This window comes from Bacillus sp. ms-22, from assembly GCF_009759805.1.
In the GTDB taxonomy this organism is placed as follows: domain Bacteria; phylum Bacillota; class Bacilli; order Bacillales; family Bacillaceae; genus Bacillus; species Bacillus xiamenensis.
Genome location: NZ_CP046653.1, coordinates 2,400,960 through 2,419,972 on the forward strand (window position 1 = coordinate 2,400,960; position 19,013 = coordinate 2,419,972).

Consider the following 19,013-nt stretch of genomic DNA (forward strand, 5'->3'; position numbering starts at 1 on the left):
GCTTTTTATTTTGGGTGAAATCAAGACCAACCACCTATGTAATCCTGATGATTCAACTAAAAACTTCATATATAGTTGGCAAATGTAAGCAATCTGAACTCTTCCATTTTTCGACAAGAACTTTTATAGTTCTCCAAATTCAAACATAAAGTTACATTTTTCCTATTCTTCCACAAAGTTTCTCATGGTATGCTGTTCTTGCAACAAAATTTAACAGAAAAGGGAGAGAAAAGAAGCATGAAGAAGTTTTTGAGCAAATCGCTCAGCTCTGTTGTATTTTTCGCTTTAGCTATCATTTTTACTTTCACAACAGTAGCTCCTGGGCAAGCAAGTGCTGCAACTTTCAAAGGGATTCCTTTTGAGCAGCAACAAATTATTAAAGATTTATTGGAGAAGAACGAGCGTGTTATTAGTATCCTCGTTAATTCATTTATCGAGGAAGACAATACTTACACATTCGATGCTAAGAAAGCTGTTGAGCTTGGTCTTACTGAAGAAGAAGCTGCTGCTGCTGAGAAATTCTTAGATCGTGCAGCTGTTCTTACAATCGTTTTCAGTGAAAGTATCTCTAAAAACGAAAAAGGAAAGTTAGTATTTGATGCTAAGAAAGCTGTTGAACTTGGTCTTACTCAAGAAGAAGCGACTAAATTTGAAAAGTTTTTCAACTCAGCGATCAGACTTGCTGATCTTGCTGGAGACGCTATCGTTCTTGACAAAAAAGGAAATGTTGTCATTGATCAAAAAATCGCAAAAAGTCTTGGGTTCAGCTCTACTGAATTAATGGTTTTAAACCAATTAATCAAAAAATTCCCTCAAGACCAACTTAAAACTTTCTTTGATGCCGTTCAAATGGCTAAAGAAAAATTAAGCTAATCTTAGCCCCCTATCTGGTTCATCCAGATGGGGGTTCTTTATTTTATCCAATATATAATGAGCATGATAACGTATACGATACCCGCCCGTAATAACAGCTTTCTATAGTAGCGCATTTCGAACTTTCTTTTTTGATCCATGGTCATCCAGCATCTTCATGAGAGGAATCGTCCCTTTCGTTTCTCGATAAAGATGATAACATTTTCACATGTCAATATACTTGTTTATTCACTAGCTCCTTCTATATAGAGGATTCATTCATCACTCACTTTAAACTCCACCCAATGTATCGTTCATTTCAACTCTCATCTAACTTAAAGAAAAGTGCTTTCACTTGCGATTTCTAAGATAGCCCTTGAATGCCTCTTAATTTGAGGACATTCTATTTAATCTTTTTGGAATGTTTTGTTGTATTCACTTGAAATAAAATCAGAGGATACCTCACTAAGCAAATCAAACATCTGTTCACAAGCCTTAACATCAATTTAAAGTTTCAATCGTATGGACATTTCTCTTATCAAAAAGTTTTATATCAAACAAAACCATCACTCCATTAGAATGAAGTGATGGTTTGTTTTATCTTTTATTTCCGCTTCCTTTTATGTAATCATGCAAGATTTTTTCACAAATGGATCGATTTCCGGCAACAATGCTATTTTTATCTAGGAAGGTGAGTGGTTCACCGTGAATGTTTGAATAAACAGCCCCTACCTCGTCCAAGAGCACACAGCCGGCCGCATAATCCCACGGCGCAAGCCTTAACGTGACATATGCGTCACTTCTGCCGCTTGCAATATAAGCAAGCTCAAGCGCAGCTGATCCGATCGTTCGTGTCCCTCTGACGTCGCGTACGAGACGGGCAAATGGCTTGGCGTCAAAATGCGGGCTTTCAATCGCCCATGTCGGGTTAATACCAACAATGGCCTTTTCAATGGCAACATCTTTTAAAGGCGGAAGTAAAATATCATTCATGTAGGCCCCTTCTCCTTTGACCGCATGATAGAGTTCGTCATGAATGACGTCATAAATAAGACCAATCTTCCCCACACCATTTTCAAATATCCCAATTGAAATGGCAAAATTTCGTTTTTGATGGACAAAGTTCATTGTGCCATCAATTGGATCTATGATCCAGACAATCCCGTCAAGAGAGGTCACCTCTTCCCCTTGGCCCTCTTCTCCTAAAATGTGATGATCTGAAAATGTCGACTGAATCTTTTCAATGAAGAAACGTTCTGTTTCTTTATCGATGTTTGTGACAAGATCATTTGGATTTGATTTTGTTTCAATTGATAGACCTTCCTGCATGGATGCCTTAATGCGGCCTCCCGCTTCTTTCACCCAAAGCTTTGCAAGACGGTCAATTTCCACCCAGTTTGTCATCAGACTGTAAACCTCTTTTCTATGTAGACCTATTTGTATTAGCATACTGATATTATGTACGTAAAAGCAAGAAAAAAGCAGCTTCATACAAAAACGAACCGATGACTTGGTTCGTTTTTACCTCCCCTTGTTTTACCCTTGGAGCTGCTCCCATTCTTTTCTTAGGCGCTCAAGCTTTCGTTTGCTGCGTTCAATTTGGATATCATCTTTTTGCTCGATGGCTTCATGAAGCGTAGAAAGCTCATAGTCAACCTCTAATCTCCACACAGCGATGCGATTCTTCTTCTCTTGTCTATACCCAGGCTTCACGATTTGCTTCATTGGTCAACGCCCCTTCCAGAGAATGATTCATTCCTTGTCAGTTTTCATTGATAAAAAATTCAATTCATAAGAGAATTGGTTCTTGCTTATATCGTATGAAGCGATCGCATAACCGCAACGACATTCTGAAAATTGTGTCTTTACCTATTTGTTATGTACCACAAATTCGATATGTTTAAACTCCGGCACCCTGTCCTCCGTCAACTTTGACCTGGCGGTGCATCTTTTTTTGAGCTTGACCCAAGCTATGATAAAATATGATCAACGAAAAGATACAGGAGGCATAACATGGCTGAGATGCGTTTTAGAGATGAAGATTTTGAAACATTTACAGTTGACGGTTTAGATGAACGGATGACCGTATTAAAAGAAAGAGTCCGACCAAAGCTTGAGGCACTTGGTGAACATTTTGCACCGCTTCTTTCTTCTATTACAGGAGACGAAATGTTTGTTCACGTCGCAAAGCATGCGAGAAGATCAGTCAACCCGCCAAATGATACGTGGGTTGCTTTTGCAAACAGCAAACGAGGGTATAAAAAGCTCCCTCATTTTCAAATTGGGCTTTGGAAAACTCATGTATTTGTATGGTTTGCGCTCATTTATGAATCTCCAGTAAAAGGTGAGTATGGGCAATTATTCGAAAAAGAGCTGGACACGATTCAAAAGAAGATTCCGCAAGACTTTGTTTGGTCTAAAGATCATATGAAACCAGATGTACTCCGTCACAGCGAACTTGATGCTGAACAGCTGAAAACACTGTTTGAACGTGTTCAAACCGTCAAGAAAGCGGAGCTCCTTTGCGGCATCCAACTGCCCCGAGAAGAGGTCGTTCAAATGAATAATGAAGAATTCCTATCAAAGATCGAACATGCCTTCCGAACGTTAACTTATCTATACCGCTTTACACAAAAAGAATCCGTATAAAAAAATGAGCCTATGTCGGCTCGTTTCAGATTATTGACAAAGGGCTAAAATGATCTTGATTTTAGCCCTTTGTCCTCTTTTTAGTGTGACATGAAAACCTTTGCAGTCTAGGAAGGATGAGTACCGCCGCGGAGCGAATTTGACATTCGTGAGCACCGGCACGCAGGACTGACAAAGAATGCGAGGGTTTGTCTACACGCTAAAACGAGCCTATGTCGGCTCGTTTTTTCACATACGTATTAGCGTTGTTTCTTCTGCCTCTCTGGCACTTTTCACTGTGCGATAAGGGGAATACCCGCTTCCCTTTTCAAACGCCGCACAATGCGTCTTTTCCTCAGCTTTCGATGGCACAACTTTTTTAAATTGTTGATAAGCCTTTAATAGCTCTTGCTTGGCGATTCCCTTTTCATATGCTTTTTCAACCGCTTGAAAAAACGAAATGACCGCCATTTTTTCCTCAGTTGTCCAGTCGACATCCATTGGATATTGATATTCCATTTACTTGTCCCTCACTTTAACACGCATTTCTTATTTGAACTTTTATTATAGCATCAGTTTGATCAGAAACCGATCGATTTTATGCTTTACATTCCGATCAGTTCATAATATAATTCTTTTGTTTTATGCAATGAAATCTGCTGTTATTGGTATAATAATAGCAGGTATTTCGATGAAGGTGGGAAAGCAATTGTCACAACATGATACACCCTTATACACTGGACTAAAAAAACATGCTTCAAGCAATCCAGTCCAATTTCACATTCCAGGCCATAAAAAAGGAGCCGGAATGGATCCTGAATTTAGAGCATTCATTGGAGACAATGCATTAAGCATTGACCTTATTAATATAGAACCTCTTGATGATTTACATTCACCTCGAGGGATGATCAAAGACGCACAAGAGCTCGCAGCAGAAGCATTCGGTGCTGACCATACGTTTTTCTCCATTCAAGGAACAAGCGGCGCGATTATGACAATGGTGATGACTGTCTGTGGACCCGGGGATAAAATCATTGTTCCGCGTAACGTCCATAAGTCGATTATGTCTGCCATTGTATTTTCTGGTGCAGTGCCTGTTTTTATTCACCCAGACATCGACAAAGAGCTTGGCATCTCACATGGCATTACGCCAGAGTCAGCTAAAAAAGCACTGACTGAACACCCAGATGCAAAAGGGCTGCTTGTGATTAACCCAACGTATTTTGGCATTTCAGCTGATTTAAAAACAATCGTAGAAATTGCCCATTCATTTGATGTACCTGTCCTTGTGGATGAAGCACACGGTGTTCACATACATTTTCACGATGAGCTTCCGTTATCTGCGATGCAGGCGGGTGCCGATATGGCGGCAACAAGTGTCCATAAACTTGGCGGCTCCCTTACCCAAAGCTCTATTTTAAATATGAAGGAAGGGCTTATTTCAAAGGATCGTGTACAATCCATTTTGAGCATGCTGACAACAACGTCCACTTCTTATTTGCTCTTAGCGTCACTTGATGTCGCTAGAAAGCGATTAGCCACTGAAGGAAAGGCACTTGCAGATGAAGCCATTCGTTTAGCGGAATCAGCGAGAAGCCGTTTGAATAAAATTGATGGGATTACTTGTATTGGTGAAGAAATTCTCGGTTCAGCTTCTACTTACGATTATGACCCAACGAAACTAATTATCTCGATTAAAGACCTTGGGCTAAATGGACATGATGTTGAAAAATGGCTGAGAGAAAGCTACCGAATTGAAGTGGAACTCTCGGACCTGTACAACATTTTATGTATCGTAACTCCTGGAGATTCTGATGAGACGATTGATACTCTTGTAACGGCTATGGAGGAGATTGCCGCAGCCTCTGCGCTTGAAGGCCGCAAACAAGCGGTAACAGAAGTGTTACTGCCTGAGATCCCGTCTCTTGCCATGACACCGCGTGATGCTTTTTACGCAACAACGGAGGTCGTTCCATTTAAAGAAGCGGCTGGCCGTATTATTGCAGAATTCGTCATGGTGTACCCGCCAGGCATTCCCATTTTTATACCGGGTGAAATTATCACAGAAGAAAATATCTCGTATGTCTTTAAAAATATTGAAATTGGTCTTCCTGTGCAAGGACCTGAAGATTCAACACTAGACATGATCCGCGTCATTAAGGAACAAAAACCGATTTTATAAAAAAGAAACATGCAGCCCCAAATGGAGCTGCATGCTTTTTTATTTATTCAGAGGCTTCATCACAGCAATGACAGTGACCACATGTTCCATAAAGTGTTGTCACTTTTTCATTCTCAAATTGATCAATGGTTTCATTGCAATCTTGACAAATAATTGTACCCACGTACATTCCCCTTTTCTTCACTCATAGTTTGAAAGCGTTTTATCTATTTCTTATCTCTATAATATGATGTCACATTTAAGTTGTCAACGGTTAATTGTATGACATAATTAATCATTTTTTATAACTATATGCTCTTTCCTTATCATATTGAGGGAACGTTTCAATTGTATTTTGCTTCATATCAATTCTGTAACAATTGAGTAACAATCGAAAATTGTCAAAAAAGACATGATACACTAGAGTGACTAACAGGTAATCAGCTCCTAAAAATGTTGGTACAACCCCAAAGGATTTTGAGGTGAATAGATTGAATTTTATGAGGCCCCTTCTCATTATATTCCCTATGCTCTTTCTACTTAGTTCATGCTCGTTTGCGTATATCATACCAAACCAGACAGATCAGGTCAGTCATATTCAAAAACCGAGAATTCTCTTTTTTACTGATGCAGAAAACCTTGATAAAGAAAGTCCTTATTATGATGCAGTGCTCGACTTAAAAAATCAGTATCCGAAGGAAATGTCAAAGATGATTGTCAAAGAAGATCGAAAAGGCTGGAAAAATGAAGTAGATGAATTGCCAGCTATATTACTAGTCAATAATGAAAAAGTCATTGTGAAGGTTGAAGGAAATGTCCGAAGTAAAGAGGATATCTTATCACCTCTATGCCAAGCATTAGACCGAGTGAATACAAATTAACGATTCGACCTTGCATTTGCATATATATATCCTTATGAAAAAATCCCTCTGCTCATGAGGGATTTTCTGTTTTAGGGATGGTTATAGGTATACATAAAAAAACCCTCTCCTTTTGGAGAGGATTCAGCGTGTAGACAAACCCTCGCATTCTTTGTCAGTCCTGCGTGCCAGTGCTCACGAATCTCAAATTCGCTCCGCGCCGGTACTCGTCCTTCCTAGACTGCAAAGGTTTTCATGTCACACTAAAAAGAGGACAAAGGGCTAAAATCAAGATCATTTTAGCCCTTTGTCAACAATCTGAAACCCTCTCCTTTTGGAGAGGGTTTCTACGTTCATTATTTTACGATATGGATTGGGCTTCCAATTGCTACTTCAGCCGTTTCCATTGTAATTTCACCTAAAGTTGGGTGAGCGTGAATTGTCATGGCGATATCTTCAGCCGTCACACCAGCTTCGATTGCAAGGCTAAGCTCTGAAATCATATCAGACGCGCCAACACCTGCGATTTGTGCTCCGATCACTAGACCATCCTCTTTACGAGTGATCATTTTCATGAAGCCATCCGTTGCGTCAAGAGAAAGTGCACGTCCGTTAGCTGCGAATGGGAATTTCGCTGCAACGATTTCGATTCCTTCTTCTTTCGCTTGTGCTTCAGTGTATCCAACAGTTGCAAGTTCTGGCTCAGAGAATACAACAGCAGGAATACCAAGGTAATCAATTTCAGCTGGCTCTCCAGCGATTGCTTCAGCTGCAATTTTACCTTCGTAAGATGCTTTGTGTGCAAGCGGCGGGCCATCAACGATGTCACCAATTGCATAGATGTTTGGTACGTTTGTACGGCATTGTTTGTCAGTTTTGACAACTCCGCGGTCTGTCAATTCAACACCTGCTTGCTCAAGACCAAGCTCATCAGTATTTGGACGACGACCAACTGTTACAAGTACGTAGTCAGCATCGACAGTTTTTTCTTCACCTTTTACTTCGAAAGTAACAGTGACACTGTCAGATGTTTCTTCAACACCTTTTGCAAGAGCGTTTGTATGGATTTCAACGTTTCCTTTTTTCTTCAGGTTACGTTTCACTAAAGAGCTCATTTGCTTTTCGAAACCTGGAAGGATTTCGTCTCCACCTTCAAGGATGACAACTTCTGTTCCAAAGTTTGCATAAGCAGTCCCAAGCTCAGTACCGATGTATCCACCACCGATCACAACTAACTTCTTAGGTACTTCTTTAAGCGCTAAAGCACCAGTTGAGTTGATGACACGGTCAGTGTATTTAAATGCAGGCAATTCAATTGGACGAGATCCAGTTGCAAGAATTGCATTTTTGAAAGTGTAAGTCTGTGCTGAATTCTCATCCATTACACGTACAGAGTTACTGTCTACGAAATAAGCTTCACCTTTTACGATGTCTACTTTGTTTCCTTTAAGAAGACCTTGAACTCCACCTGTTAATTTGTTCACAACAGAAGCTTTCCACTCTTGAACTTTTGTGAAATCAACTGTTACGTTTTCAGCTTTGATACCCATGTCTTCAGAATGCTTTGCATTCTCGAAACGATGTCCCGCATTAATCAATGCTTTTGAAGGGATACAGCCGACGTTTAGACATACGCCGCCAAGCGTTCCTTTTTCAACGATTGTTACTTTTTGTCCAAGTTGTGCAGCGCGAATAGCAGCTACATACCCACCAGGACCTGCACCGATGACAAGAGTATCAGTTTCGATTGGGAAATCTCCTACTACCATGAAATTACGCCTCCATTAAAATTAATTGTGGATCATTCAATAAACGCTTGATGTGGTTCAGGGCATTTTGCGCAGTAGCTCCATCAATCATACGGTGGTCGAAGCTTAGGGAAAGAGCTAAGACTGGAGCTGCAACGATTTCGCCATCACGAACAATCGCTTTTTCAGCGATACGGCCAATACCAAGGATCGCTACTTCTGGGTGGTTGATGACTGGAGTAAACCATTGTCCACCAGCAGAACCGATGTTTGTGATTGTGCAAGATGCACCTTTCATTTCAGATGGAGCCAATTTACCTTCGCGTGCTTTTGTTGCAAGCTCGTTGATTTCGTTAGATACTTCGAAAATTGCTTTGCGATCTGCATTTTTCACAACTGGAACAAGCAAGCCTTTTTCAGTGTCAGCTGCAATTCCGATGTTGTAGTAATGCTTTTGAACAACTTCATCTGTTTTATCATCAATAGAAGTGTTAAGTACTGGGTACTTTTTCAAAGCAGAAGTTAGAGCTTTTACAACGTAAGGCAAGTAAGTTAACTTGATTCCTTGATCAGCTGCAACTTGTTTGAATTGCTTACGATGTGCTACAAGGTTTGTGACATCAACTTCATCCATTAATGTTACGTGAGGAGCTGTATGCTTAGAGTTCACCATTGCTTTCGCGATTGCTTTACGGATTCCGCTCATTTTCTCGCGAGTTTCTGGGAATTCTCCTTCTAGAACTGGAGCTGCTGCCGCTTTTGGAGCTGCTTCTTCTTTCGCACTTTCAGCTGCTTGAGGTGCTGCTTCTTGAGCTGCAGAACCACCATTAACGAAGCTGTCAATATCTTCTTTTAGCACGCGGCCATTTTTACCAGTACCTGCAACTTTGTAAATTTCAACGCCTTTTTCACGAGCATATTTACGTACAGATGGCATAGCAATTACGCGTTTGTTTGGATCAGCATCTACTTGCTCTTGTGCGCCTGCACCAGTTGCTGCTGCTGCTTCTTGAGCAACTTCTTTCTTTTCAGGCTCGTTACCAGCTTCAGCAGTACCTTGTACTTGAGCTTCAGTTTTTGCTTCGCCTTCTTCTTCGCTGCCTTTAAATTGAAGATTTTCGTAACCAGGTGCATCAAACGTAATGATTGTTTGTCCTACAGTTGCAACTGTTCCCTCTTCAACTTTTAATTCTAATACTTTTCCTTTAACAGGTGAAGGAATTTCTACAACTGCTTTATCATTTTGTACCTCTGCTAAAACATCATCTTCATTGATTTCGTCGTTTGGTTTTACGAACCACTTAACGATCTCACCTTCGTGGATACCTTCTCCGATGTCCGGAAGTTTAAATTCAAATGCCACTGTTTTTCGCCTCCTAGATTTTGTTGAACCCTTGTTGTGTCATCATTACACGATCATGTAATTGATAAAGGGGAAGAGAAATAAATTCTTTTCCCCTCTATCATTTAATTAAAATTCAAGCACTTTTTTAGCTGTTTCAAGCACGTCTTTATGGTTTGGAAGCCATACGCTCTCAGCTTGTGAGAAAGCAAATACAGTATCAGGTGCAGCTACACGAAGTACTGGTGCTTCTAGGCTAAGGATTGCTCTGTCATTGATTTCAGCTACTACGTTTGCAGCAATACCAGCTTGTTTTTGTGCTTCTTGAACAACGATCGCACGTCCTGTTTTTTCAACAGAAGCGATGATTGTTTCAATATCAAGCGGGCTTACTGTACGAAGGTCGATGACTTCAGCAGAAACGCCTTCTTTTTCGAGTTCTTCAGCAGCTTTAAGTGATTCGTGAACCATTGCACCGTAAGTGATGATGGAAAGGTCAGAACCTTCACGTTTCACGTCAGCTTTACCGATTTCAATTGTATACTCTTCCTCAGGAACTTCCTGACGGAAAGAACGATATAGTTTCATATGCTCAAGGAACACAACCGGATCGTTGTCACGGATGGCAGAAATTAATAGTCCTTTTGCATCGTAAGGTGTTGAAGGAATAACAACCTTGATACCAGGCTGCTGTGCTACAAGACCTTCTAAGCTGTCAGCGTGAAGCTCAGGTGTATGAACCCCTCCGCCGAATGGAGAACGGATTGTCACTGGAGAATGCCAGCGTCCGCCAGAACGGTAACGCATACGAGCCATTTGTCCAGAAATAGAATCTAATACTTCGTAAACGAATCCGAAGAATTGAATTTCCATTACTGGGCGGAATTCTTGTAGTCCAAGGCCAATTGCAAGACCGCCAATACCAGATTCAGCTAGTGGAGTATCGAATACGCGATCCTCACCAAACTCTTTTTGCAATCCTTCAGTCGCACGGAATACGCCGCCGTTTACACCAACGTCTTCTCCGAAAACGAGAACGTTTTCGTCATTTTTCAGTTCTGTGCGTAACGCATCAGTGATCGCTTGAATCATTGTCATTTGCGCCATGGCTTACTTCGACTCCTTCTGTTTGTAAATTTCAAGCTGTTCAACTAAGTTGAATGGTTTCACTTCGTACATGTTTTCAATCAAGTCAGTGACTTTCTGCTTAGGCTGTTCGTCAGCTTCTTTGATTGCTTGTTTGATTTGTTCTTTTGCATCTTCGATGACTTTATTCTCTTCTTCTTCAGACCATAGGCCTTTGTTTTCCAAGAATTTGCGGTAGCGTACCAATGGATCTTTTTGCTCCCACTCGTTTTCATCTTCTTTTGTACGATATCTTGTTGGATCGTCACCAGCCATTGTATGTGGGCCGTAACGGAATGTAAGAGTTTCGATTAATGTTGGACCTTCACCATTGACAGCACGCTCACGAGCTTCAGCAGTTGCTGCATATACAGCTAATGCATCCATACCGTCAACTTGTACGCCTACGATACCAGCTGCAGCTGCTTTTTGTGCAATCGTTTGTGCAGCAGATTGCTTTTCAACAGGTGTAGAGATCGCATATCTGTTGTTTTGGACAACAAAAATCGCTGGCGCTTTGTAAGCCCCTGCAAAGTTAATACCTTCATAGAAATCACCTTGTGAAGCTCCGCCATCACCAGTGTAAGTAATTGCAACAGCTTTTTTGCCGCGCTTTTTCAAACCAAGAGCTACACCAGCAGCTTGAATGATTTGTGCACCGATAATGATTTGCGGGGAAAGTGCATTCACATCTTCAGGCATTTGGTTCCCAACAAAGTGTCCACGAGAGAACAAGAAAGCTTTTGTTAGTGGAAGACCGTGCCAGATTAATTGTGGAACATCACGATATCCTGGAAGAATAAAATCTTCTTTCTCAAGTGCAAAGTGAGTTGCAAGCTGAGAAGCTTCTTGTCCAGCTGTTGGCGCATAGAAGCCAAGACGTCCTTGACGGTTCAATGAAATTGAACGTTGATCTAATACACGTGTAAACACCATACGGCGCATTAATTCTTTTAATTGGTCATCTGAAAGATCCGGCATTGCCGCTTCGTTTACGACTTCGCCTTTTTCGTTTAAAATTTGGAACGTTTCAAACTGCTTTTTGATGGCATCAAATTGCTTTTTGCTATCAACAATTGCTTTTTTTGTTTTTGCAGCCATTCTAAAGTCACCTCTTCCTTTCTTTTAACAGTCAATTTGTCGTGAATCCATTTATACATACAGATATAGGATAACCCAAAATGCTCATATGACTCCTGTATATAATAGCCACAAAGATCGTTGTCGAAACATTAGATGATCGCTTGCTTTTGAGTTCTTCTAACTGTATTAACGATAGTTCACAAAAAACTAATACAACTTCTGTTAACAAGGAATAGTTTACAACAAGAAAAATAGTCCGTCAATTGATTTAACGGCTTTATCTAAATAAATGTATTCGCTTTACTTTTTATTGCGAACTGTATCAATCTGTTTAACAAACAGTACAATCTGTACTAGTATAGAGTGCACTACTGTACTACAATAGCAAATGTTTGTTTTTGTCGAAAAATAAAAAAAGAGCTATTTTCAGCTCTTTTTTGACCCTTGGTATGCCGCTCTGTATAAAGCCTGTTTATGTTCGTTCAATTGATCTGTATATTGATTGAACTTCTTACTTTCTTTTCTGACTTTGCTGTATGAACGATTCACTGATTTTAGTTTGGATTTCAGCTCTTGATATCCTAAGTCTTTCTTTTTTAAGGATTGGTACAAATGCTTGTCTTGTTTCAGCGCCTTTTGATACTCACGGTACAGCTGATCATACGATGCATACCTTTTTTGAATGGATTGGACGGTTTGATCTGCTTTGGCTTTTACTTCTTCATCTTTTATCCGGCTCGCGGATTCCTTTACCGCTTCAAATTCTTTTTTCGCCTTTTCCATGCTCTCTTTTTCTGTTTTCAAATGTTCTTCACGCTTCGCAGCTGATGCCAATGCTTGATCAGACAGACTAGATACTGTTTTTGGATGGTCCTTTGTTGTTTGTATCATTTTTTCATATAACTGCTGTTCTTTTTCCTCATAGCTTTGCAGTGTGCCTTGTTCTTTTTGAAAGGATGCCTCTTTTTCGCTCATTTTCGTCATGGCGTCTTGCATCTCATGAAACGGATTTTGGCCTCCGCACCCCGTAAGCAAGAGGGTACATATCCCCGCTAAAGCAGCACCTGCTTTTATGCTTTTCATCTGTTTCATTACAAGGTCCCCCTTTATATCTCCACATACCACTATAATTTTTCAGGGCGTTTATGACAAGGATAGAAGCTGTCCTTTTGAGGGGGGAGAAGATTTTTTTCATGCTCTAGGCTCATGACTATACAAATAGTGTATTCATACATAGTTTATATTACACGCTTCGCCTTCACTTATGAGAGGCCAAGTGTATTTCCAAAGGAGGTCAAAAGTATGTCTAATTATAGTCATGGAAGTATGTATGGTGGATACGGCGGGTACGGTTACGGATACGGTGGCGGCTGTTGCTATCCAAGTTATGGTGGCGGGTACGGTTACGGTGGTGGACGTACATTCGCTTTAATCGTCGTCCTATTCATTCTATTGATCATTGTTGGTGCAGCATTCTTAGGCGGCGGTGGCTGCTGCTAATGGCTGAATAAGCCTCTGACCGGTCTCATGCGACCGGTCTTCTTTATTTCATTGCATATGTTGTGTATCATTTTATATACTTTACATACAAAGGAAATAGGAGTGAAGTTTTGTGATTACCATGGATGATATCGTGCGAGACGGGCACCCCGTCTTAAGACAAACAGCTGAAGCGGTTGAACTCCCGCCAACAGAGGAAGAAAAACAGCAATTAGCGGACATGATCGAATTTGTCAAGAATAGTCAGGATGCAGACATTGCTGAAAAATATGGACTCAGACCCGGTGTTGGCTTAGCAGCTCCACAAATCAATATCAGTAAACGAATGATCGCTGTTCACTGTGAGGACGAAGATGGAGAGCTTTACAGCTATGCCCTATTCAACCCTCGTATTGTCAGTCATTCAGTCAAAAGAGCTTATTTAGCCACTGGAGAAGGCTGCTTATCTGTTGATGAGGCCATCCCTGGATTTGTCCCGCGTTATGAAAAAATCAGGGTGAAAGGCACAACACTTGAAGGTGAAGAGATTGATATCCGCCTAAAAGGGTTCCCGGCCATCGTTTTTCAGCATGAAATTGATCATTTAAACGGCATTATGTTTTATGATCATATTCAAAAGGATCATCCATTCGCCGAGCCAGACAACGCTGTTGCAATCGGCAGATCATAAATGAAAAGAAGACCCATCCATCAAGCGGGTCTTCTTTTTTATTCTTCAATAAGGCCTAATTCGGTCAAGGCGTGAAATATGCCGCCTTCATCTACAGGTTTGGTGACAAAATCAGCTAATTGCTTTAATTCATTTACGGCATTCCCCATAGCAACACCAGTTCCAACAAACGAAATCATTTCTCTATCGTTCAGCCCGTCTCCAAAGGCAACGGTGTCCTTTTGATCGTAAGACAGTCTTTCCATCACTCGTTTGATTCCTTCAGCCTTTGATCCACCTTTTGGCAGCACATCGGTAGACACCTCATGCCACCTGACAAGGTCAATTTCTTCACGAAACGCCTCGTATTGATCTTCCTCTTCTGCTTTACAAAATAACAGCATCTGATAAATATCATGTTCTTTAAAGAAAGACAAATCATGCTCGGGATGCTCTGTTTTCAAGGTGCCAATCCCTTCATGGATAAACGGATGGTTCGGCACAGACGCCTTCATCGTTTCTTCTCCCATGAAAACAAGCGGGTGATCATGGTGATCCGCTGTTTCATAAATTTTTTCCATGAGCTCCTGTTTGAGCGGATTCCTGTAAATGACGTCTCCCTTGTGCAAGACATATTGACCGTTATACGCAATAAATGAGTCAAGCCCTAATTCTTCTAAAACAGGCTGAATCAGAAAAGGCGAGCGTCCAGATGCAATGAATAGATGATGCCCTTTTTCTTTTAATAAACGAACAGCTCGCTTCGTTGATTCAGGTATTTTTTTATCATGGTCATATAAAGTACCGTCGATATCAAAAAAGATGACTTTTTTCTTCATATCTCGTCTCCTGTCACTTGTTATGTATCCCTTCTCCCCTTCATCATACAGAAAGATTTCCACTAACGAAACCACTTCCTCTTAAAACGCCCATTTCCCACATATACCCATGTAACATTTAGTGGAAACATCATATAATACAAGTATACAGAGAGAACGGAACATACTGCCTAGTTATACTCATACCGAAAGGAGGCGATCCACGATGCTTCGTCGTCTGCGTAAGAAAATTCGAAGACAATGGAAGGACATGCTTCGTAAAAAATCGATTGCTTAAAGGGATCTTCCGCACATTTGCTGAAGGTCCTTTTTTCTCTGAGACTTTTCTTATGCGCGTTTTTTTAATATAATAGAATAAGCGAGTGTAACATACGGTATTTAAGGAGAGATTTGGATGATATATAAGGTATTTTTTCAGGCAAGTACGACTGAGGTACCTGTAAGAGAACACACAGATTCACTATACGTTGAAGCGGTTTCTGAAAGAGACGTACGCAATAAGTTGAAAAAACATAACTACAATATTGAATTCATTCAGCCTGTAGACGGTGCTTTTTTAGACTATGAACGAGAAAGTGAAAATTTTAAAGTATTGGAGCTATGAGAGGAATGAAATTTGTAAAAAACGATCAGGCGGCAGTTTTTGCGCTCGGCGGTTTAGGCGAGATCGGTAAAAACACGTATGGCGTTCAATTTCAAGATGAAATCATTTTAATTGATGCTGGTATTAAGTTCCCTGAAGATGAGCTTCTTGGAATTGATTACGTCATCCCTGACTATACGTATTTAGTTAAAAACGAAGATAAAATCAAAGGTCTTTTCATTACTCACGGACATGAAGACCACATCGGCGGTATCCCTTACCTTCTCAAGCAAGTGAATATTCCAGTTTACGGAGGCAAACTCGCAATCGGCCTACTTCGTAACAAATTGGAAGAGCATGGTCTATTAAGACAGACAAAACTTCACATCTTTGAAGAAGAAGATACAATTAAATTTAGAAAAACAGCTGTGTCTTTCTTTAGAACGACGCATAGTATTCCAGATTCTTATGGAATTGTTGTGAAGACACCTCCTGGTAACATCGTACATACAGGTGATTTCAAGTTTGACTTTACTCCTGTTGGCGAGCCTGCCAATTTAACGAAAATGGCGGAGATCGGGAAAGAGGGCGTCCTTTGCCTTCTATCTGACAGTACAAACAGTGAAATTCCAGAATTTACGATGTCTGAAAGACGTGTAGGAGAAAGCATTGATGACATCTTTAGAAAAGTAGATGGACGTATTATTTTTGCCACATTTGCATCAAACATTCACAGACTTCAACAGGTGATTGAGTCCGCTGTTGCCAACGGCCGAAAAGTCGCTGTGTTTGGGCGCAGTATGGAGTCTGCCATTGATATTGGACAAGAGCTCGGCTATATCAAATGTCCAAAAAACACGTTCATTGAACACAATGAAATCAACCGCCTTCCAGCAAACAAAGTGACCATTCTTTGTACTGGAAGTCAGGGTGAACCGATGGCAGCTCTTTCTCGTATTGCGAACGGTACACACCGCCAAATTTCCATTAATCCTGGAGACACTGTTGTCTTCTCATCTTCACCGATCCCAGGTAACAATATTAGCGTAAGCCGTACCATTAACCAGCTTTATCGTGCTGGGGCTGAGGTTATTCATGGCTCACTGAATAATATTCATACATCCGGACACGGCGGACAAGAAGAGCAGAAGCTGATGCTCCGTTTAATTAAACCAAAATTCTTCATGCCGATTCACGGTGAATACCGCATGCAAAAAACGCATATTAAATTGGCAAATGATTGCGGAATCCCTGAGGAAAACTGCTTTATCATGGATAACGGTGAAGTTCTTGCACTGAAAGGTGACGAAGCAAGTGTCGCTGGAAAAATTCCATCAGGCAACGTGTATATTGACGGTAGCGGGATTGGCGATATCGGTAACATCGTGTTAAGAGACCGCCGCATTCTTTCAGAAGAAGGTCTTGTCATTGTTGTGGTCAGCATGGACATGAAAGAATTCAAAATTTCTGCTGGTCCTGATTTGATCTCAAGAGGTTTTGTCTACATGAGAGAATCTGGAGACCTCATTAATGACGCGCAAGATTTAATTTCAAAGCATCTTGAAAAAGTAATGGAACGCAAGACGACACAATGGTCAGAAATTAAAAACGAAATTACTGACACACTTGCACCTTTCCTATATGAAAAAACAAGACGCCGCCCAATGATCTTACCGATCATTATGGAAGTGTAATAACAAGTAAAGAGACACATGCCAATTGGCTGTGTCTCTTTTTTTATGTTCAAATATATGAAAAACCCGCATATAGACCATCTACATGCGGGTTTAGTCATTGTTTTATGATTGAATCGGTAGATGCTGAAAGCTTCTCACATCGAACAATCCTTTTGTTGTCATTTTCACATCAGGAATGACTGGAAGTGCCAAGAAAGACAGGGTCAAAAACGGATTAAAATCTAAAGAAAATCCTGTTGCATTTAACGCTTCATGGAGTGCATGAAGACTTTCATTCACCGCATGCGCAGGTTGATCTGATAATAAGCCCGAGATCGGCAATGGAAGCGTATGAAGCGGCTGGCCGCCCTTCACAACGGTCAAACCGCCCCCTGCTTCTTTTAACGTCTCAATCGCTTTGATCATGTCAGCATCATTTGTACCAATGGCAATTAAGTTATGCGAATCATGCGCCACCGTTGTTGCAATCGCACCATTTTTCAAGCCAAAGCCGCTGACAATCCCTACCCCAATTTCAGAAAGACCTTGATGACGTTCGACAAGCACCATTTTTAATACATCTCGATCTGTATCACTAGTGAATTGTCCATTGAGATTAGATGGAGATACTTGTTCTAATTTCGTTTCAAGCTGATTTGGAATAATGCGAATGACGTTCATCTTTTGATGGTCTCTGATAGGCAGCGTTAGATCTTTCTCTTGAACGTCCACTGCATGTACCGATCGCATTAATGAAGGACTTGGCGTGACCTTGTCGACACGCGGTTGATATTCTCCATGCTCGGAGACCAATTCTCCAGCAATAAAGACGCTTGTGATATCCACCTTATTCAAGTCAGAAATAAGCATAAAATCAGCATCAAAGCCTGGTGCAATCGCTCCCTTTGTTTTGAGGTCAAAACATTCTGCTGCGTTTAAACTGCCCATTTGATACGCTAAAAAGGGGTCCAATCCTTCTTTGATGGACATGCGTACTTGTTCATCAATACTTCCTTGCGCCAGTAAATCATCTAGATGTTTATCATCGGTACAAAAGAAAAAGCGTCTCGCATTCTTTTCATTAACAGCAGGTAAGACGTTTTTCACGTTTTTGGCGACAGACCCTTCTCTCAGCATGACATACATGCCTCGTTTTACACGTTCAAGGGCTTCCTGAGCCGTTGTTACCTCATGATCTGTTTGCACATTGGCTGTCCGGTACACGTTAATTAATCGGTCCGTTAAGCCTGCTAGGTGGCCATCAATCAATTTATCTTCATGTTGAGCATCGAGCAGCTTTTGAAGCATATCTTCTTCCGCCTGCTCCACTCCGACATAATCCATGACTTCGGCAAGACCAAGCACTTCTTTCTCCTCATAAAGAGGCTTTAAATCTTTCGCTTTTAGCGTAGCACCTGATCGTTCAAAGCTGACTGCTGGTACACAGGATGGCAGCATGAAATATATATTTAAAGCAGCTTTTCTCGCTTCTTTGAGCATAAAACGGATACCTGCAACACCTGACACATTGGCAATTTCATGCGGGTCTGTTACGACAGTTGTCACACCGTGAGGAACAACAGCTTTGGAGAATTCAGCAGGGGTCACCATGGAGGACTCGATATGAACGTGGCCATCAATAAAACCAGGAACAAGCATTTGACCTGCTGCATCCAGTTCCCTCTCTCCCTCGTACTCTCCAATCCCTACTATTTTTCCATTTTCTACAGCGACATCAGCGTCTATCCATTCCTGGTTAAACACGTCCATGACCTTCGCATGTTTAATCACGAGGGCTGCTTTTTTTCTCTTTGCAGCGACCTCAATTTGATGTCTGAAAAGCTCCTTATCCAACGACACTGCCTCCTCCGAGTAAACAATATAATGTTTCTTATCGTAAACGAATCTGTGTGCCCAGTCAATGACATTTAGAGAAAATCAGCCATATCAGAGGATTGATTTTTATT

The 19,013-nt window shown here is 41.0% G+C and carries 19 protein-coding genes; 8 read left to right on the plus strand and 11 right to left on the minus strand.

Annotated elements, in window-relative coordinates; all coding sequences use genetic code 11:
* Positions 1–237 precede the first annotated feature (237 nt).
* Complete coding sequence (locus tag GPA07_RS12480) at positions 238–873, plus strand: hypothetical protein (RefSeq protein ID WP_008354767.1); 636 nt, start codon at positions 238–240, stop codon at positions 871–873.
* Between the two features lie 576 nt (positions 874–1,449).
* Here the strand turns inward: GPA07_RS12480 and GPA07_RS12485 are convergent.
* Together GPA07_RS12485 and GPA07_RS12490 are read right to left on the minus strand one after the other, a co-directional pair.
* A complete protein-coding gene (locus GPA07_RS12485; RefSeq protein ID WP_008354768.1) occupies positions 1,450–2,256 on the minus strand; it encodes an inositol monophosphatase family protein in 807 nt (268 codons plus the stop codon).
* Positions 2,257–2,388: 132 nt separating this feature from the next.
* A complete protein-coding gene (locus tag GPA07_RS12490) occupies positions 2,389–2,577 on the minus strand; it encodes a hypothetical protein (RefSeq protein ID WP_008354770.1) in 189 nt (62 codons plus the stop codon).
* Between the two features lie 288 nt (positions 2,578–2,865).
* Between GPA07_RS12490 and GPA07_RS12495 the strand changes: the two genes are divergently transcribed.
* On the plus strand, positions 2,866–3,501 hold the full coding sequence (locus GPA07_RS12495; protein ID WP_008354772.1) for a DUF1054 domain-containing protein: 636 nt from the start codon (positions 2,866–2,868) through the stop codon (positions 3,499–3,501).
* Between the two features lie 228 nt (positions 3,502–3,729).
* Here GPA07_RS12495 and GPA07_RS12500 read toward each other — a convergent pair whose 3' ends face one another.
* The gene (locus tag GPA07_RS12500; protein ID WP_008361865.1) at positions 3,730–3,999 is read right to left on the minus strand and encodes a UPF0223 family protein; all 270 of its coding nucleotides are present in this window, start codon (positions 3,997–3,999) and stop codon (positions 3,730–3,732) included.
* 190 nt (positions 4,000–4,189) lie between these two features.
* Here GPA07_RS12500 and GPA07_RS12505 point away from each other — a divergent pair, with 190 nt between their 5' ends.
* Positions 4,190–5,662 (plus strand): aminotransferase class I/II-fold pyridoxal phosphate-dependent enzyme, encoded by a 1,473-nt coding sequence (locus GPA07_RS12505; RefSeq protein WP_008361867.1) that lies wholly within the window; start codon positions 4,190–4,192, stop codon positions 5,660–5,662.
* Between the two features lie 43 nt (positions 5,663–5,705).
* Here GPA07_RS12505 and GPA07_RS12510 read toward each other — a convergent pair whose 3' ends face one another.
* Entirely contained in the window at positions 5,706–5,825 is a 120-nt protein-coding gene (locus GPA07_RS12510; RefSeq protein WP_003212464.1) for a GapA-binding peptide SR1P, read from the minus strand.
* A gap of 316 nt (positions 5,826–6,141) precedes the next feature.
* On the opposite strand from GPA07_RS12510, the gene GPA07_RS12515 reads away from it, so the two are divergent.
* The gene (locus GPA07_RS12515) at positions 6,142–6,522 is read left to right on the plus strand and encodes a hypothetical protein (protein WP_034739988.1); all 381 of its coding nucleotides are present in this window, start codon (positions 6,142–6,144) and stop codon (positions 6,520–6,522) included.
* Between the two features lie 335 nt (positions 6,523–6,857).
* On the opposite strand, the gene lpdA is transcribed toward GPA07_RS12515, so the two are convergent.
* From lpdA to GPA07_RS12540, 5 genes are all read right to left on the minus strand, one after another.
* Positions 6,858–8,270, minus strand: a complete 1,413-nt coding sequence (gene lpdA, locus GPA07_RS12520; RefSeq protein ID WP_157292615.1) for a dihydrolipoyl dehydrogenase — start codon at positions 8,268–8,270, stop codon at positions 6,858–6,860.
* A gap of 4 nt (positions 8,271–8,274) precedes the next feature.
* Positions 8,275–9,612 (minus strand): dihydrolipoamide acetyltransferase family protein, encoded by a 1,338-nt coding sequence (locus GPA07_RS12525; RefSeq protein WP_157292616.1) that lies wholly within the window; start codon positions 9,610–9,612, stop codon positions 8,275–8,277.
* 108 nt (positions 9,613–9,720) lie between these two features.
* A complete protein-coding gene (gene pdhB, locus GPA07_RS12530; RefSeq protein WP_008361876.1) occupies positions 9,721–10,698 on the minus strand; it encodes a pyruvate dehydrogenase complex E1 component subunit beta in 978 nt (325 codons plus the stop codon).
* A 3-nt stretch (positions 10,699–10,701) separates the two neighbouring features.
* Complete coding sequence (pdhA, locus tag GPA07_RS12535; protein WP_008361877.1) at positions 10,702–11,817, minus strand: pyruvate dehydrogenase (acetyl-transferring) E1 component subunit alpha; 1,116 nt, start codon at positions 11,815–11,817, stop codon at positions 10,702–10,704.
* A gap of 408 nt (positions 11,818–12,225) precedes the next feature.
* Positions 12,226–12,891: a YkyA family protein gene (locus GPA07_RS12540; RefSeq protein ID WP_008356998.1), complete on the minus strand. Its 666-nt coding sequence runs from the start codon at positions 12,889–12,891 to the stop codon at positions 12,226–12,228.
* A 234-nt stretch (positions 12,892–13,125) separates the two neighbouring features.
* On the opposite strand from GPA07_RS12540, the gene GPA07_RS12545 reads away from it, so the two are divergent.
* Together GPA07_RS12545 and def are read left to right on the plus strand one after the other, a co-directional pair.
* Entirely contained in the window at positions 13,126–13,299 is a 174-nt protein-coding gene (locus tag GPA07_RS12545) for a YjcZ family sporulation protein (protein ID WP_117590933.1), read from the plus strand.
* Positions 13,300–13,411: 112 nt separating this feature from the next.
* Positions 13,412–13,969, plus strand: coding sequence for a peptide deformylase (gene def, locus GPA07_RS12550; RefSeq protein WP_008356994.1), 558 nt, complete (start codon positions 13,412–13,414; stop codon positions 13,967–13,969).
* 38 nt (positions 13,970–14,007) lie between these two features.
* Here the strand turns inward: def and GPA07_RS12555 are convergent, their stop codons facing one another.
* Positions 14,008–14,787 (minus strand): Cof-type HAD-IIB family hydrolase, encoded by a 780-nt coding sequence (locus GPA07_RS12555; protein WP_008356992.1) that lies wholly within the window; start codon positions 14,785–14,787, stop codon positions 14,008–14,010.
* A 394-nt stretch (positions 14,788–15,181) separates the two neighbouring features.
* On the opposite strand from GPA07_RS12555, the gene GPA07_RS12560 reads away from it, so the two are divergent.
* Together GPA07_RS12560 and rnjA are read left to right on the plus strand one after the other, a co-directional pair.
* The gene (locus tag GPA07_RS12560; protein WP_008356990.1) at positions 15,182–15,391 is read left to right on the plus strand and encodes a DNA-dependent RNA polymerase subunit epsilon; all 210 of its coding nucleotides are present in this window, start codon (positions 15,182–15,184) and stop codon (positions 15,389–15,391) included.
* Between the two features lie 5 nt (positions 15,392–15,396).
* Positions 15,397–17,064 (plus strand): ribonuclease J1, encoded by a 1,668-nt coding sequence (gene rnjA / locus GPA07_RS12565; protein WP_008345116.1) that lies wholly within the window; start codon positions 15,397–15,399, stop codon positions 17,062–17,064.
* A 105-nt stretch (positions 17,065–17,169) separates the two neighbouring features.
* On the opposite strand, the gene ade is transcribed toward rnjA, so the two are convergent.
* Positions 17,170–18,900 carry an adenine deaminase gene (gene ade, locus GPA07_RS12570; RefSeq protein ID WP_157292617.1) on the minus strand — a complete coding sequence of 577 codons (1,731 nt, stop codon included), beginning with the start codon at positions 18,898–18,900 and terminating at the stop codon, positions 17,170–17,172.
* Positions 18,901–19,013: the final 113 nt, after the last annotated feature.

What these genes read in the sequence shown, in the direction of transcription:
- GPA07_RS12480 (WP_008354767.1), top strand. Translation starts at nt 238, where the DNA reads ATGAAGAAGTTTTTGAGCAAATCGCTCAGCTCTGTTGTATTTTTCGCT.
- GPA07_RS12485 (WP_008354768.1), bottom strand. Translation starts at nt 2,256, where the DNA reads ATGACAAACTGGGTGGAAATTGACCGTCTTGCAAAGCTTTGGGTGAAA.
- GPA07_RS12490 (WP_008354770.1), bottom strand. Translation starts at nt 2,577, where the DNA reads ATGAAGCAAATCGTGAAGCCTGGGTATAGACAAGAGAAGAAGAATCGC.
- GPA07_RS12495 (WP_008354772.1), top strand. Translation starts at nt 2,866, where the DNA reads ATGGCTGAGATGCGTTTTAGAGATGAAGATTTTGAAACATTTACAGTT.
- GPA07_RS12500 (WP_008361865.1), bottom strand. Translation starts at nt 3,999, where the DNA reads ATGGAATATCAATATCCAATGGATGTCGACTGGACAACTGAGGAAAAA.
- GPA07_RS12515 (WP_034739988.1), top strand. Translation starts at nt 6,142, where the DNA reads ATGAGGCCCCTTCTCATTATATTCCCTATGCTCTTTCTACTTAGTTCA.
- lpdA (WP_157292615.1), bottom strand. Translation starts at nt 8,270, where the DNA reads ATGGTAGTAGGAGATTTCCCAATCGAAACTGATACTCTTGTCATCGGT.
- pdhB (WP_008361876.1), bottom strand. Translation starts at nt 10,698, where the DNA reads ATGGCGCAAATGACAATGATTCAAGCGATCACTGATGCGTTACGCACA.
- pdhA (WP_008361877.1), bottom strand. Translation starts at nt 11,817, where the DNA reads ATGGCTGCAAAAACAAAAAAAGCAATTGTTGATAGCAAAAAGCAATTT.
- GPA07_RS12540 (WP_008356998.1), bottom strand. Translation starts at nt 12,891, where the DNA reads ATGAAACAGATGAAAAGCATAAAAGCAGGTGCTGCTTTAGCGGGGATA.
- GPA07_RS12545 (WP_117590933.1), top strand. Translation starts at nt 13,126, where the DNA reads ATGTATGGTGGATACGGCGGGTACGGTTACGGATACGGTGGCGGCTGT.
- GPA07_RS12555 (WP_008356992.1), bottom strand. Translation starts at nt 14,787, where the DNA reads ATGAAGAAAAAAGTCATCTTTTTTGATATCGACGGTACTTTATATGAC.
- GPA07_RS12560 (WP_008356990.1), top strand. Translation starts at nt 15,182, where the DNA reads ATGATATATAAGGTATTTTTTCAGGCAAGTACGACTGAGGTACCTGTA.
- rnjA (WP_008345116.1), top strand. Translation starts at nt 15,397, where the DNA reads ATGAAATTTGTAAAAAACGATCAGGCGGCAGTTTTTGCGCTCGGCGGT.